The 16243-nt window shown below is 64.8% G+C and carries 8 protein-coding genes and 1 tRNA gene; 4 read left to right on the top strand and 5 right to left on the bottom strand.

The window, feature by feature from the left end; translation table 11 throughout:
- Positions 1-662: 662 nt before the first annotated feature.
- Entirely contained in the window at positions 663-2780 is a 2118-nt protein-coding gene (locus MPC4_RS01370) for a glycosyltransferase (protein ID WP_174510943.1), read from the top strand.
- Between the two features lie 43 nt (positions 2781-2823).
- Here the strand turns inward: MPC4_RS01370 and trmD are convergent, their stop codons facing one another.
- The 5 genes from trmD to MPC4_RS01345 all read right to left on the bottom strand — a co-directional run bounded on the left by trmD (position 2824) and on the right by MPC4_RS01345 (position 9264).
- On the bottom strand, positions 2824-3519 hold the full coding sequence (trmD, locus tag MPC4_RS01365) for a tRNA (guanosine(37)-N1)-methyltransferase TrmD (protein WP_174510942.1): 696 nt from the start codon (positions 3517-3519) through the stop codon (positions 2824-2826).
- A 21-nt stretch (positions 3520-3540) separates the two neighbouring features.
- Complete coding sequence (gene rimM / locus MPC4_RS01360) at positions 3541-4095, bottom strand: ribosome maturation factor RimM (protein ID WP_174510941.1); 555 nt, start codon at positions 4093-4095, stop codon at positions 3541-3543.
- A 13-nt stretch (positions 4096-4108) separates the two neighbouring features.
- Complete coding sequence (locus MPC4_RS01355; protein ID WP_244628774.1) at positions 4109-5533, bottom strand: aspartate aminotransferase family protein; 1425 nt, start codon at positions 5531-5533, stop codon at positions 4109-4111.
- A 310-nt stretch (positions 5534-5843) separates the two neighbouring features.
- Positions 5844-5918: transfer RNA gene (locus MPC4_RS01350), tRNA-Val, on the bottom strand.
- Between the two features lie 148 nt (positions 5919-6066).
- Positions 6067-9264, bottom strand: coding sequence for a caspase family protein (locus tag MPC4_RS01345; protein ID WP_174510939.1), 3198 nt, complete (start codon positions 9262-9264; stop codon positions 6067-6069).
- 288 nt (positions 9265-9552) lie between these two features.
- Here MPC4_RS01345 and tagH point away from each other — a divergent pair, with 288 nt between their 5' ends.
- From tagH to tssM, 3 genes are all read left to right on the top strand, one after another.
- Entirely contained in the window at positions 9553-11085 is a 1533-nt protein-coding gene (gene tagH / locus MPC4_RS01340; protein ID WP_174510938.1) for a type VI secretion system-associated FHA domain protein TagH, read from the top strand.
- Between the two features lie 183 nt (positions 11086-11268).
- Positions 11269-12726: a type VI secretion system protein TssL, long form gene (tssL, locus tag MPC4_RS01335; protein WP_174510937.1), complete on the top strand. Its 1458-nt coding sequence runs from the start codon at positions 11269-11271 to the stop codon at positions 12724-12726.
- Positions 12727-12816: 90 nt separating this feature from the next.
- Positions 12817-16242: a type VI secretion system membrane subunit TssM gene (tssM, locus tag MPC4_RS01330; RefSeq protein ID WP_174510936.1), complete on the top strand. Its 3426-nt coding sequence runs from the start codon at positions 12817-12819 to the stop codon at positions 16240-16242.
- Position 16243 lies beyond the last annotated feature (1 nt).

The raw sequence follows: 16243 nt of genomic DNA, 5'->3' as shown, positions 1-16243 counted from the left end.
TCGCATTCCGCTCTAGGCGGCCGGCCGCCCTGTCTCATGCGCCCGCGCCGCATCCGGCGGAAGATCGCCGAATCTGGCCGAGCGCGGAGGAGTTCCCGTTCGCCGACGCCGCAGCCAGGGAGCGTGAAAGGAAAGCGATTGCGCGGGGACGCCTCCGAAAGAGGCTTTAAGCGCCGTCCCCACAATAGCGGGAATGAGCGGAAAGAGCAGCCCGCACACATAGCCAACCTGAAGAGACGTCAGCAGGATAATGGCCTCGAGCGCTACCCTCGATAAACTTTGACCAAAATATCCATCCTTCAGACAGACTGTCACAACGATAAGGAATGATGCCGGTATAAGAACATAAAACTTAAAATGTCGAGAAAGTATTATGGCACATATTAAACACGCCGCAGCGCTCATATACATGTCCTTGACTCCTTCCCTATTATTTCTTCATTTTTTTAATTTTATATTTTAAAAGGCGATTGGCGCGGCATCGGTGTTTCACCGCGGCCTTCTATCAAATTCCCGTCCTTCGGCCCCAAAAACGCGGGGCTCGAACCAGAAGAACAACTATCGCACGTTATTTAGGTTCCATCTATCGAAAGTCGATTGATGATTTAAAATATTTTGTTAGCGTAAGCTTCAGCACAACTCTCCCCCGGCGCGCTCCCCGAATGAATGTTGAAGCCAACCACACGTCCGGCGCGCACCGGACGCTACCGATTTCTTCAATCGCCGCCGATCCTTCACGGGCGGCCCGCGCTGAGCGGGACCGGCGCCTTGAAGGGAGCCAGCGTGGGGGGCGGCAGCTTGAAGAGCTCCCGTGCGAGCTCTCCTTTCTTTCCGCCTATGGCGCGTCCCCGGCGCTTCTCCTCAAAGCCGCCGCACTGGCGCGTGCGCAGGCGATTACGCCCGAAGCCGCGATCCTGGCCACCGGCGCGATCACAGAAGGCTTCTATTATCAGTCGCTTGCCCGGCATCTTGGAGTAACGTTCATCGAGCGCGATGTCGTCCTTGCCGAGGGCGCGCGCTATCCACATTCGATCCACGTCGGCGTCGCTCCGCTTTCCGGCGAGGGGCCACGCTGGCTTGCCGCCCCACGGGGAGCAACGGTGACGAGCTTGCTGCGGCGCAAGGAACGTGGGGAGGAGATGCGAGAGAGCCTCGCCATCACAACCCCGGCGCATATGTCTCGTCTCGTGCGCGCCGCCGCGGCGACCGCCATTGTCCATGAGGCGAGTTTCGCCCTCGCCGGCCGCGACCCGCATCTATCCGCCAAAGCGGGGGCGACCGAGGCGCAGTGCTGCGCCGTGATCGCCGCGACCACTATGGCGGGACTGATCTGCGCGCTCGAACCGGCCTTCGGACTGGCGGCGCTGACGATCGCGAGCAGTTCTCTCTTTCTCGCGGCGATCTGTTTGCGGTTGTTCGCCGGCGCTGCGAGCAATCAGGATGCTTACGCCGGACGCGGCCGCCGCATCGACGACCGGCTGCTGCCGACCTATTCGATCATCGTGGCGCTGCATCGCGAGGCGAGCGTCGTCCGCGAGCTCGCCGCGTCCCTCGAGGCGATCGACTATCCGCGTGGCAAACTCGACATCAAGCTCGTCATCGAGGACGACGATGTGGCGACGCGTCAGGCGCTGCAAGCCCTCGGCCTGCCGCCGGCCTATGAAATCATCGTCGCGCCAGACGGCTGGCCGCGAACCAAGCCGCGCGCCCTCAATATCGCGCTTTCTCTCGTGCGCGGAGACTTGGTCGCGGTCTTCGACGCCGAGGACATTCCAGCGCCGCAGCAGTTGCGCGACGCCGCCGCGCGTTTTTTGCGCGAGCCGCGCAGCCTTGCCTGTCTTCAGGCGCAGCTTTCAATCGACAATGTCGAAGATTCCTGGCTCACCCGGCTTTTTTCCATCGAATACGCCGTCCTCTTCGACGTCTTGCATCATGGCATGGCGGATCTTGGCCTTCCGCTTGCTCTAGGCGGCTCGTCCAATCACTTTCGCACCGATGTTTTGCGCGAAGTTTACGCTTGGGACCCCTGGAATGTAACAGAAGACGCCGATCTCGGTCTCCGGCTTGCGCGGCTCGGCTATCGTTCGGCGACATTCGCTTCGACGACACAGGAAGAAGCGCCAGCCCGCCTCAAGGCCTGGCTCACGCAAAGGCGCCGCTGGTCGAAAGGCTGGACGCAGACCTTTGTCACGCTGAGCCGCGACCCGGCTCGCCTCGTCAGGGAGATCGGCTGGGCCGGCGCCGCCATTTTCTCTCTCATCATGATCAATATGGTCTTTGCGCCCCTGCTCTGGCCGCTTTTGACCAGCGCCATGCTGGTTCAGCTGGCGACCGCCGGTTTTCCCCGGCCGGATTCGGTGCTCTCCGTGGTTGAGACGACGCTTTGGCTCTCTGTCGTGGCGTTTGGCGCGGGGGCGGTGATCTGGCTCACGCTGATCGGCATGAAGCGGCGAAAACTGCTCGGATCATGGCTGTTTGTGCCGCTGCTGCTGCCCTATCATCTCCTGATGTCGGTCGCGGCCTGGGCGGCGCTTTACGACCTCATATTGCGTCCGTTTCATTGGCACAAGACCGAGCATGGCCTCGCGCGCAGTTCCCGCCGGAGCGCCCTGGCGCTCGCCGGGAGCGCCGCCAAAGTGAAGGGGAAGACGGGATCCCGGTCGATCGGAGCGCCGGCCAGGTCGCGGATCGTGGCCAGACTGAAGACAGAGTTGAAGGCCGGTTTCGAGACCGTCTGGAAACGCGTCTCGACCTTGAGCCTTTTTCGGGAGCAGGCCTGAAGGCGTCCCGAGAATCCGCTTCACTTGAAAGCATGCGAAAACGTCAGCGCGGCTTGCCGACGTCCGCGATCAAATCCGGCCGGCGCTCGCGCGTGACGCGCAGCGCCTCCGCCTCGCGCCAGGCTTTGATCCTGGCGTGATCACCAGACAGGAGCACAGGCGGAATTTCGCGCCCTTCCCACTCGCGAGGACGCGTAAATTGCGGATATTCCAGCAGCCCGCTTTCAAAACTTTCCTCGAAACCGGAGGCCTCCTTGCCCATCACCCCGGGCAGCAGACGCACGCAGGCGTCGAGCACGACCATCGCCGCGATTTCGCCGCCCGACAGCACATAATCACCGATGGAGATTTCTTCGAGGTTGCGCGCCTCGATCACCCGCTCATCGACCCCTTCAAAACGTCCGCAGATCAGGACGACGCCCTCGCCCGCTGCGAGCGCCCGCGCCCGCGCCTGCGTCAAGGCGGGTCCGCGCGGACTGAGCATGAGGCGTGGCCGGCGATCGGCGGCGGCGAGCCCCGCGTCGAGGGCGGCGGCGAGGACATCGGCGCGGATCACCATGCCGGGGCCACCGCCCGCGGGCGTATCGTCGACCGCGCGATGGCGGCCGAGCCCCTGCGCGCGAATGTCATATGTATTGATCTCAAAAATATTGCGCGCGAGCGCATCGCCTGCGAGCGAGACGCCGAGCGGGCCGGGGAACATGCTCGGAAAAAGGGTAAAAATCGTCGCCCGCCACATGGATCAAGCCCGTTTCACGTTTTAGCTCGGATTCTCTTCGCGCGGCGCGGACTCGGTTTCGTCCCGCGCTTCGATCTCGACCGGCGGGACGACCAGGATCCAGCCCCCCGCCACATCGATTTCGGGAACAACGGCTTTTGCGAAGGGCAGAAGCAGCGTCTCGCCGCCCTCGGCCGGCGTAATCTCGAGAATGGGGCCGGCGCCAAAGTCGAGAATGTCCTTGACGCGCCCGATCGGGGCGCGGGTCATGCTCAAAGCCGTCAATCCTATCAGATCGGCGAAATAGAATTCGTCTTCGGCGGCCGCGGGCAGATGCGCGCGCGGCAGAAACAGCTCGATATTGGTCAGGCTTTCGGCGCTCGTGCGGTTATCGACGCCGGCGATTCTCGCGACGAAAACATTGTCTTTGACATGGCGCAGAGACTTGATCGCAAACTGCCGCCGTCCGGTGGCGTCGCTCAACGGCCGATAGTTGCCTATCGCGGCCGGGTCCTCCGTGAAGCTTTGCAGCCGCACCTCTCCCCTGACGCCATGCGGAGCGCCAAACCGGCCGACGAGCACACGCCGATCGCTCATGCCGTTTTGAACTCTATTTGGCGGCCCGGGCTTTGAGGGCGTGGTCGGCGAGAGTCTTGCCAAGCGACCAGACGGCCCCCGGCACGCGGTGGCTGTCGGCGATGACGCTGTCGAACGAACTTTCGATCCAGTCGCAATCGGCGTCATTGATGACCAGCGCCGGCAGCAGCTTGATCGTATGATTGCCGTGGCCGGCGACCTGAACGAGAATTTTGTGATCCTTGAAAAGAGGCAAGGTGATGAGCTGACAAAAAAGGCCGGGATTGACCGCCTCGACGACGTTCCAGGCCGCCTTCAATTTCAGCGACTGGGGATTTCCGAATTCAACGCCGATCATCAAACCTTTGCCGCGCGCCGATTTGACGAGCTCATAGCGCTCTTCCATTTTCCCGAAGCTTTTGAGCAGCCGCTCGCCGGTGCGCGCCGCGTTGGCGATGAGGCCCTCGGATTCAATCACCTCGAGCGTCGCCAGCCCCGCCGCCATGGCGAGGTCATTCTTGGCGAAGGTCGATCCGTGCACGACGGCGCGATCCATGCGGTTGAACACCTTGTCGAACACATGTTTACGGGTCAAAACCGCCCCGACGGGCACGTGGCCCCCCGACAAGGCTTTGGCGATCAGCACCATATCGGGTTCAACGCCCCAATGTTCGACGGCAAGAAAACGCCCCGTGCGGCCGATCCCGGTCTGGATTTCATCGGCGATGAAGAGCGCGCCATATTTGCGGCAGAGCGCCGCCGCGTCGCGCAAATACCAGTCATCGGGCATATTGACGCCCTTGCCCTGGATCGGTTCGACGATGAACGCGGCGACGTCCCCGGCCGACAGCGCCTTCTCAAGAGCGGCGAGATCGTTGAAGGGAACCTCGACGCAGCCCGGCAGCAAGGGCCCAAAACCCTCCCTGAAAATCGCGTCGCCGTTGAGGGACAAGGACCCATAAGAGAGGCCGTGAAAGGCATGGCTGCAATGGATGACGCCGGACCGGCCTGTCGTGCGGCGGGCGAATTTGATTGCGGCCTCGACGGCTTCCGTGCCCGAATTTGTGAAGAACACCTTATCGAGATAAGGCGTGAAGGCGAGCAGACGCTCGGCGAGCAGGCCGGCGAGAACCGAGACGTCCATTTGCACGAGATTGGGCAGATCGGCGGCAAGCACGCTTTCCAGCGTTTCGCGCACCAGCGGATGGTTGCGGCCGACGCCAAAAACGCCCCAGCCGCTCAGCAGGTCGAGATAACGACCCCCGCGCCCGTCATAAAGATATTGCCCGTGCCCCTTTTGAAAGCCGACATCGGTGCCGATCGTCTGAAACACGCGCACCATCATCTCGTTCATGTGCTGCGCATGCAGGGCATAACGCTCCGGCTCGCGCTCGGCGATCAGTCTGCGAATGTCGAAAGGCTGACGGCCGCGCTCGGATTGCAGTTCAGGAAAAGGCATGGCTTTCATTCGTCACACTTTGCTGCTTTCGAGCGTCGCAACTGTAGCTGAATCCTTCACGGTCGCGGCGGCGCCTGATGACGTCAGGCCATCGGAAAATCGAGTCAGATTAAGGACCCTCGCCCTCGCCACTGACAACGGTCGAGCTTTAAGACCGTTCCATGCCGCGAGCAAGGCGGCATTGCGGCGGAATCGGTTTTGCGGGAGAAACCCGGGCGCCGCGGATAGACGCAGCCTGCCAGGAGCCGCCGAACCTCGGACAATTGCAAACGCTCCGTTTACGTCGCGCTGTTCTCGTTCCCGCAGCTGATGGTGGGCGCGACAGGGATCGAACCTGTGACCCCTACGATGTCAACGTAGTGCTCTCCCGCTGAGCTACGCGCCCCACTCCCTCGATCAAGGGAACAGCTTCGGCGACAGGGTATATCGGCTTGCAGAAGCAGGCGCAAGTCGCAAAAACTTGCTATTTTTGGCCTGAAATCGACCAACTCGTCACCCGCCATCAAATGGCGACGCCCAAGCCGGGCGCCTCGCTAAAACCCGACGCCGAGCGGGGCCGAGGAGGCCGGATGCGCGGGCGCCCTGTTGGCCGTCGCCTGAGCCGGCGCGGGGGCCTGCGGCCGTTCCGGCTGGCGTGGCCTGGCGATCCGGGCGGGCTTTTCATCAGGCGCGGGCCTTGCCGCCTTTTCCTTCGCCGGCCTTGGCTCGATGTCCTTTTGATGCGGCTCCTCTTTCGGCGGCAGACGCGCGACATTTCCCTTCGGGCGCCGCAGCAACCTGTCAACCGAGGGTTCTGGCGCGGCGACGGCCGCCGGCGCGCAAAGACTCGGGCTTTCCGCCTCGAGCCTGCTGATGAATTCGTCCGTCACCTTGACCTCGGCGGCGGCGGGCGCGGCGTCGCCCTTGGCTTCAAAATAGCGCGCGATGCCTTCTTGTGTCCTGGCGTCGAGCTTGCCGCTGTCGGTCGCCGCGAGACATCCCAAACGCTGCAACTGCGCCTGCGCCGAGCGGATCTGACTTCTGCTATTGAAAACCGGCGGCGGCGGAAGCTGCTCCAGAGCCGCCTCGAGGTCGGGGCGCAGCCGCGCGCAGCTCATGCGCCGCCTCATCTCGACGAGCTTGTCCCGCGCCTCCGCGCCTTGCGTCTTGAGCGCGGTCAATTCGACATCCTCGCGGCGGCATGCTTCCTCCTGGCGCGCTTCCTCCGCCTCAAGCTTGGCGACCTTCGCCTCGGCGGCCGTCTTGACGTCAGCGCAGACGGCGCTGGCGAGAAACGCCTTCGTCGCCTCACGATCGTTCGGGCCGATCGCGGCAAGCGCGCCCTGTTCGCGCGCGCAGGCGGTTTTCAAATCGGCCAGGGCGTGATCAATCGCAGCGATGACGCCCGGACATTCGACGCGCTGGCGCAAAACCGTCAGCGCCGCGCCGTCGGCCCCGGCCGAAATGTCTTTCCACTGCGCCTCATCGCGCTGGCAGAGTTCGGTTTCATGCGCGAGGGACGCCTCCAGCGCGGCCAGCCGGTCCTGCGCGGCGGTCTTGACCTCATCGCAGCCCGATTTGCCGATGAATCCGCGCAATCCCTCTGCGTCGCGCGGCGCTATGGCGGCGAGAGCCGCCGCGTCGTCGCGGCATATTGTTTTAAGCTCCGCCAGTCTGCGGTCGGCGGCGGCCGCGATCGGCGCGCATTCGGCATGGGCGCGAAACGCCTCGACGTCGGCGCGGCTCCCTGACGGCGAGAGTTCTTTCCATTGCGCCTCGTCACGCTGGCAAAGCTCCGCCTCGTGAGCGAGCGCCGCCTCGACGTCTTTAAGCCGCTGGGCGGCGGCCGTCTTGACGGGCGCGCAGGGCGTACTGTTCGTCAAATTGCGCAACGCATCGGCGTCGCGCGGAGCAATGGCGTTCAGCGCGGCGTTGTCCCGGGCGCAGGCGGCGTCCGCCGCAGCGGCGATATCTCGCAGGCTGCGCTCAGCCGCGGCGACGCTCGCCGGGCATTGCGCGCGTCCGCGCAGCGCCTCGATCCTGGCCGCGTCGTTGCGATCGGCCAATCCTTTCAGTTCGGCGTCCTCCCTCGCGCATTGAGCGGCCTCGCGCGCGAGAAGCGCCTCCAGATCCGTGAGACGGGTCGAAGCCGTTGCTTTGACCGGCGCGCACTCAGTTTTCGCCGCAAGGTCACGCAGCGCGGCGGCGTCCCGCGCCGGAATGGCGGCGAGCGCCGCGCCGTCGCGGTCGCAAACCGCTTTGGCGGCGGCGGCGATCGCGCGCAGGCCCTCGGGAATCGCCGCCAGCGTCGCCGGACACTGCGCGCTGCCGCGCAGCGCCTCGAGATTGGCGGCGTCGCCGCGTTCGATCAGTCCCTTGAGTTCGCCAGCTTCGCGCTGGCAGGTTTCCGTCTCCTTGGCGAGAACCGCCTCGGCGGCGGCGGCCTTCGCCTCTGCGGCCGTCTTGACGCTGGCGCAAGGGGTTGATTGGGCCAGAGCGCGCAGCCCATCGAGATCACGCGCCCCCAGAGAGGCGAGCGCGTCGCCATCGCGACGGCAGGCCGCCGCCTCCGCCGCAAACGTAGCTTCGAGATCGCTGAGACGCTTTTGCGCCGCTGTCTTTACTTCATCGCACGCATGGGCGGCGAGCCCGCGCAGACCGTCAGCGTCGCGCGGCGCGACGGCGGAAAGGGCGGCGCGATCGCTGGCGCAGGCCTGTTCCGCCTTCAGGCGCTGGGCCGCCTGTTCGGCGGCGAGCTCTTTTTCCCGCCGGGCGATCTCGGCCTCGCGCAGCGCCCGCTCCTTGGCCTCGGCGATCGCCCGCTCCAGGGTCTGCAGGCGGTAGTGCGCCTCGATCGCGTAGAACGAGGAGGGAAAGCGCTCCAGAAAATCATTGAGGAGGGCCGGATCGTCCGTTCCCTTGATCTTGTCCCAGGCGATTCTGTCGTTCTGATTGATATAATATTCATTGACGAGAGAGACATAGGTTTCAGGTCTTTGGCGCCCGCTCGTCGCGGCGCGGACGTCATTCGCGATGCGGCGAAACATCATTTCGATCTCGAGGCCAGGCTCGTTCAGGCGCCGCAGAAAGGCTTTCGTGAACGGACTGTTGCGCTCCTGACCGTCGAGCGCGACGTCCCCGGGCGAGGTCGCATAAGCGACAATGATGCCCTCCGACCTGTCGATCCGCTCCAGTCCCCGCGTGCGCTCGCCCGGCTCGACCGGGGCGGAGGAGCTGGCGAGCTTGGCCAGCCGCTCGGAGATGGGGTTGGTGCGGCAGGCGTCGAGCACCATGATCTTGACGCCGTTCGAGCGGTCGAGGACAGCGCGGATATTGTCGACGGCGATCGTCTCGAACGGGAGGCTGATCTCGTCCTTGACCTCCGCGTCGATCGGCAAAAGATAGTTGTGCCCCTGATATTGGACGGCGTGGCCCGCGAAATAGAAGAGCGTCGAATCCGCGCCGACTGACATGCGCGCGAACTGCTGGATCGCCTTGCTCGCAGCCGCGAGGTCGACGTCGGTTTGCAAAAGAACGTCGAAGCCGAGCGCTGTCAGCGCGGCGGCGACGTCTTCGGCGTCATTGCGGGCGTTGGGAATGGCGAGCGCCGGATTCTTGTAGGCCGAATTGCCGATCACAAGCGCGACGCGACGCTCCGCGGCGGCGCAATCGCCCGTCATCGCGGCCGCCATCGCCGCCATTGCGAGAATAGCGACAAGCAGCAGGGCGGCGGCGCGGAGCGGACTTTGCATATTCCAACTGCGGCTTTCGACCAATAGACGCACGCCTGCTTCGAGCTTCCGCGCACATCGCGCGTGCGTAAAATATCGACGATAACATAGGTTCGGTTTAGAATTTAAACAATGACAGCACGCCGGAGCGCGGCGCGAAGCGTGCGCCCGCACACTGAGGACGGCCGGATAATGGCGATGCTGTGGCGTGCATCGCTCGTTTGGGCTATGCCAGACAGGCCGGATCAAGGCCGCTCGGGCGCGAGCGAAAAAACAGGCGTCTCTTTGTAAAGTTATGGAGGGGCTGAAATGACGCTGATCCTGACGATCGAGAATGAACAGAGCCTGCCGAATGGGGCTCCAGTGAGCGTCAGGCTGACCGACCGGCGCGGCATCGACATCGGCCGCTCCGCCAGCATCGATTGGTCCCTGCCGGATCCGACGCGTTTCATTTCAGGCAGGCACTGCGAAGTGCGCTATCGCGACGACGGCTACTGGCTGAACGACCTCTCCACCAACGGCACCTTCTTGAACGATAGCGCAAGGCGCATCCAGGCGCCCCACAAGCTGCGCCACGGCGACAGGCTCGCCATCGGCGCCTATGTCATCGCGGTGGCCATCGAAACCGACGGCGAGCCGGAAAGCGACATTGTCGACGGCGCGGACGCCGATGCGGCGGCGGCCGAAAGCGTCGCCGCGCTGGCGCCGATCCAGCCGAAGGACGCAGCCGCGCTCGACGCCGAGATCGCGCAGGCGATCGCGATCGAAACCGCGTCCGACGCCGCCCCGCCGTTGCAAACGCAGCCGGAACCACAGGTCGACGCGACGAGCCGGACGAGCGGCTCCGCAAGCGTCTTTGAGCTTCCTCCCGTCAATCGCGGAGGCGCTCCCGCGCCGCCGCCTTTCACGATGATCAGGGCGCGCGGCTTTCCTTCGCCCCCGGCGCCGTTTCGCGAGACCGCCGAACGTCCGCCGGAGGCCCGATCCTTCAGCGCGCCATCGCCAGAGGCCGAGGGCGCCTCGCTCGTCGCATCGCCTCCGCCAGACGCCGCCACGACCAGCCGCGCCCAATCGCCTGAGGCCGAAACGGCCGATGCGCCGCTCATTGACGCCCAGGAAGCGGAGGCGCGGGCTTGGAAAACGCCGGAGCGGATCGCGCAAACAAAGATTTCGGACGAACCGGCAGGCGCGTGCGCCGAGAGTCCGGCGGCTGACGTCAATGCCGGCGCGGCAAAAGCCTCATCGGCGCCGGCGCCAGGCCTCGATGATTTTCTACGCAGCTTCGCCAAGGGCGCCGGCATCCCGGAGCATATTTTCGCGCGTCAGGACGGTCTCAAGGTCGCCGAGGATCTTGGCGCCCTGATGCGCATGGCGGTCTCCGATCTCACCCAGCTGCTCAGCGCGCGCTTCAAGGCGAAGCGCTTTGCGCGCACCTCGAGCCAGACAATGATCCAGGCGCTCGACAATAATCCGTTGAAATTCGCTCCAACCGCGGACGACGCCCTGAAAATCATGTTCGGACCGCGCACGAGCGGATATCTTGACGCCAAACGCGCCTTCGAGGGCGCCTTCACCGATCTCAAGACGCATCAGATCAATACTTTCGCCGCGATGCAGCAGGCCGTGCGCATGCTTGTTGAGGACCTCGATCCCAAGGTCATCGAAGACGCCGCCGGAGAGGATAAGGGCCTTGCCGCTTTGTTCGGGGCGCATAAGGCCCGCCTCTGGGACCTCTATCTTGCGCGATGGCAGGCAAAGACCTTGCGCCACGAAGACGGCCTCGTCGATGCTTTCATGCTCTATTTCGCCCAATGCTACGACGAAGCCAGGGAGCCAAAGTGAGCGAAGAACCGGCTTGGGCACGGTGGCGGTCACGATCGCGGCCCCCCGAGCGCCAGGGCGTGTTTCGAGAAGCAAAAAACCGATCTTTGCCCTGACAATGCGATAAAATGAAAAAATCGAGGAGGCCTTTTCTGATTGTGTGAAGATCAGAAAAAACCTCCCGCAACGAGGCCAGATAGCGCGATGAGCGACAAAGATCGGTTCCCGGGCCCGGAAGAGCGTGACGACAGGACGATTTTTCGCCCGATGCCGCCCCAGCGCCCGGCGGCGCCGGCGCGCGATCCGGCCCAGGCGCCGGCGCCCGAGGAGCGCACCATCTTCCGGCCCAACCCGGCAGGCCGCCGCCCGCAGGCGCCCGGCGACGCTCAGGCGCCTCATCCGCACGCCGCGCATCCAGCGTCAAGGACGGCGCCCCCCGCCGCGCGCAAGGCCGCGATTGAGGGCGCGGATCTCGCGGCGCCCAACCCCAACCCGATCATGCGGGCGGCCGGTCCGCTTCTGCTTCTGCTCGGCCGCCTGCGCGCCGCCCTGCTGCGCGCCCCGGGGCCGAACCTGACCGCGCAGATCGCAGGGGCGATCGAAAAATGCGATCGCGAGATGGCCGCCGCCGGGATCGCGCCGGAAGAGGCCAATACCGCCAAATACGTTCTCTGCGCCACCGCCGACGAGGTGCTGGCCCATCTTCCGGCCGATGAACGCGGCGCCTCCGCGCGATCTGGCCTGATGACGCGCTTCTTTGGCGAAAACAATGGCGGGCGCCGTTTCTTCGACGAACTCGACCGCGTCGAGAAAGACCCCCGCGCGCATTATTTCCTGCTCGAATTATTCTACGCCTGTCTGGCCCTCGCCTTTCAGGGCGGGCGTCAGAGCGCGCCGGGCGGCGCCGTCGACGCCATTCGCGCCGACCTCTTTGAGACGCTGCACAAGACCGGGCCGGCGCCGCCCCAAAGTCTGTCGCCCCATTGGCAAGGCCAGCCCCTCGCCAGCCACGCGGTCCGCTTGCGCGTGCCGCTCTGGGCCGCCGCGGGCGTTGTCGGCCTCGTGCTTTTCGGGGCTTTCCTCACGTTTCGCATCTCGCTTAGTCAGCGGGCCGAAGCCGCGGCGCAGAGCATGGGCGCGCTGAACCCGCTGACGCCGGTCACGATCGGCCGTAAAGTCGCCGTCGCGCCGCCGCCGGCGCCCCCGCCGACGCCGGCGCAGGCCTCGCAGCTCGAACATATCCGCAATGTGCTTGCGCCGAACATCGCCTCCGGCGCGCTGAGCGTCGATTCGAGCGCCAATCAGATCGTCATCCGCATCGTCGACAGGGATCTGTTTCAGCCCGGCAAGTCGGCGATCCTCGACGACGTGAAGCCGTTGATGATGTATATCGCCATGGCGCTCGATGATGATAAAGGCGCGGTCAAGGTCGTCGGCCATTCCGACAATACGCCGATCTCGAACGCGCGCTTTGCTTCGAATTTCGAATTGTCGCTCGAGCGCGCCAAGGTCGTCGGCGCTCTCCTGAAGCAATCCCTGTCGCATCCGGAGCGGGTCGAAACCGAAGGCAAGGGAGCCGATGCGCCGATCGCCTCCAATGACACGCCCGAAGGACGCGCCAAGAACCGGCGGGTTGAAATCGTCGTGCCGCGCAGGGACTGAGGGAGCGCCGCCATGGATTATCTAACTGATTGATATATAAATTTATTTGAGCGTAATGCAGTCTTTTAACTGGTTCGGCGGGCGAGTTTGATGAATCGAAAATTCTGGCTCCGGCTCCTCATCAGCCTCGTCGGCGCGGCCGCTGTCGCGTCGCTGATCTGGTTCGCCGCCCCGTTCATCGTCGTGCGCGACGCCCATCCGCTGGAGGAGCCGGCGCCGCGCATCGCGGCGATCGCGATTCTGCTGGCGCTGATCGCGGGCGCCGGCGTCTATCGCCTCTACCGCCGGCGCAAGGGAGCCGAGCGGATCGCCCGCGGCATGAGCGTCGACGACAGCGACGCGCCGGTTCTCGCCGAACGCATGAAAGAGGCGCTCGCCGTTCTGCGCGGGCGCGGGGGCCGCGCGAGCTATCTTTACGATCTTCCCTGGTATGTGCTGATCGGACCGCCCGGCTCTGGCAAAACCACCGCGCTCGTCAATTCGGGGCTGCAGTTTCCCCTCGCCGGCGGCGTCACGCCGGGCGCCGTCAAGGGCGTCGGCGGCACGCGCTATTGCGACTGGTGGTTCACGGAGGACGCCGTGCTGATCGACACGGCGGGCCGCTACACGACGCAGGATTCCGACGCCAAAGCAGATCAGAAGAGCTGGCTCGCCTTCCTCGATCTGCTCAAGAGAAACCGGCCGCGCCAGCCGATCAATGGCGTTCTCGTCGCGATCAGCCTCGAGGACCTGCTGACGCTTTCGCCAAAGGAGATCGCGGCGCATGCGGCGGCGATCAAGGCGCGGCTCGTCGAATTGCACCAGCGCCTGAAGGTCGATTTTCCGGTCTACGCGCTTTTCACCAAAGCCGATCTCGTCATCGGCTTCATGGAATTCTTCGGCAATCTCGACGAGGCGGCCCGGCGGCAGGTGTGGGGCGCGACTTTCCAGACCATGGACAAGAGCAAATCGACGGTCGGGGAAGCGCCGGACGAATTCCAGGCGCTCGTCGAGCCTTTGCCGCAGCTGGCGCGCGACCGGCTCGAGGCGGAAAACGACGCCGCGAGCCGCGTTCTGGCATTCGGCTTCCCGGCCCAGATGGCGGCGTTGCAGGCGCCCGTGACCGGCTTCCTCAACGCCATCTTCGATCCCGCCCATTACAAGATCAAAGCGGCCCTGCGCGGCTTTTACTTCACCTCGGGCACGCAGGAAGGAACGCCGATCGACCAATTGCTCGGCGCGCTCGCCAGGGGATTTGGCGCCGAAGCGGTTGGACGGCCAGCCTATTCCGGCCAGGGCAAGAGCTTCTTTTTGACGGACCTCATCAAAAAGGTCGTCATCGGCGAAGCGGGCTGGGTTTCGACGCGGCGCGGCAATCGCCTGCTCAAGATGGCGGCTTTCGCGACGCTGCTCATCGCAACGCCCCTCGCCGTCGGCGCCTGGTGGGTCAGCTACGCCAAGAACCTCGACCGCATCAGCCAGAGCGAGGAGGCGGCGCAGAAATATGCCGCGATGTCGCGCGGGCTCGGCCAGTCCGACGTCGTAAGCGACCGCGACCTCAGCAAGGTCCTGCCGGCGCTGCACGCCTTGCGTTTTCTTCCAGGCGGCTATGGCGACGGGCAGACCGAAGCCGCGACCGGCGGCCTCGGCCTCAATCAGTCGGCGCGCCTGCGCTCGGCGGCGGAGACCGCTTACGGCGTCGGCCTCGAACGCATGCTGCGGCCCCGCCTCGTCTACCGGCTGGAGGAGCAGCTCGACGCCAGCGCCAACGATCCGGCCGCCCTGTTCGACGCGCTGAAGGTCTATCTGATGCTCGGCGGCCTTGAGACGGTGGACCGGCAATTGCTGATCAACTGGATGGAGCGCGACTGGTCGGAAAATCTCTATCCGGGCCCAAGAAACAGCGAGGGCCGCAAGGAGCTCGAACAGCATCTCGTCGCCATGCTCGATCTCGAGACCGGACATGGCTCTTTCGTGCAGCTGAACGGGCCGCTCGTCGAGAAGGCGCAGGCGGCCCTCGCGCGCGAAAACGTCGCCGACCGCGCGTTGAAGATCCTCGCGGCGCGCGCGAAGGCGAGCTTGCGGCCGGATTGGACCGCGAGCAAAGCCGGCGGCGCCGGGGCGCTTGTGATCTTCGACCCTTCGATCGACGGCGTCACGGTTCCCTACTTTCTGACGAAGTCGGGCTTTGAGGGATTCCTCAAGGCCCTGCCCGGCGTCATCGAGGAGATGGCGCGCGATCGCTGGGTGCTTGGCGCGGCCGGCGAGCAGCCGGAGATCTCGGCCCAATATGACCATCTGCGCGAAAATCTCGCCGACGCCTACGCCAAGGCTTTCATCGACGCCTGGCGAACGGCGATCGAGCGACTGAAGATCCGCCCGCTCACCGTCGAGCGGCCGTCCTATCCGCTGTTGACGGCGGCGTCCTCCGTCACCTCGCCGTTCAGCCGCCTCCTCGAATCGATCAGCGACGAAACCACCCTTTCCGAAAGCCAGCCCGCCGCGGCCGCCGTCGAGCCCGCCAGCGTCAATCCGGAGGACGGCCCCATCGTCGGCGCCTCCGGCCAACCACCGGCGCAGATCATCGACGGGGCGCTCGCGCCCTATCACCGTCTCGTCGAGGGCGATCCGGGACAGCGCCCGATCGACCAAATTCTGTCTCAGCTGAATGAGATCCGCGCCAATTTGAGCCGTCTCGCGACCAATGGGGCGCCGGCCGACGAACTGGCTGACAGGATCACGAGCGGCGTTGAAAAACTGAGAGCGGACGCGGCCAAGCTGCCGGCGCCCTTCGCCGCCATGATGGACGACACGGGCGCCGGCATCCTCCGCGAGATTGCAGATTCGAACGTCGCGCGGACCGTCTCGAAACTGCGCGAGCAAGTCACCTTCACCTGCCAGGAAAAAATCGGAACGCGCTATCCCTTCGCCAAGAACGCGGATCGCGACGTTGATCTTGACGATTTCGCCCGCATGTTCGGGCCAAAGGGCCTCATCGATCAGTTCGTCAGCTCCTATATTCTCGCCTCCGCCGACACCTCGGGGCCACAATGGAAGTGGCGCGACGGCAGCGCCCTCGCCAGTCAGCTGACGCCGACGGCATTGGCCGACTTTGAGCTCGCCGCCGACTTCAAAGCCGCATTTTTTGGCTCCGATCCGGCAAGTCCGCGCTTTTCCTTCACCGTCACGCCGCCGCCGGTGAAAGACGCGCGCATGGAGATTGACGCGACCGTCATCAATGGGGGCGCTGGCCCGACGACGGTGCAATGGCCCGGCTCGACCGAAAATCATCGCACCCTGCTGGCGCTCCGCCCCGCCGGCGGCCGCGCGCCTATCCTGGTGCAGTCCGGCGTCTGGTCGATCTACCGCATGCTCGACGCCGCGCGACTCAACAGCGATGCGACGGTCGCCACTTTCTCGCTTGCGGGCCGCGAGCTGACCTATCGCTTCAACGCCACGCCAGCGACGCCGGGCGCGGCCCTGAAGCCCTTGAACATCACGCAATTGCGCAATTTCCATTGTCCGGGCGGAGCCTGAT

Origin of the sequence: Methylocella tundrae (assembly GCF_901905185.1) — a bacterium.
GTDB lineage: Bacteria > Pseudomonadota > Alphaproteobacteria > Rhizobiales > Beijerinckiaceae > Methylocapsa > Methylocapsa tundrae.
The sequence above is the reverse complement of the archived record's forward strand: the minus strand, read 5'-3'. Positions and strand labels throughout refer to the sequence as shown.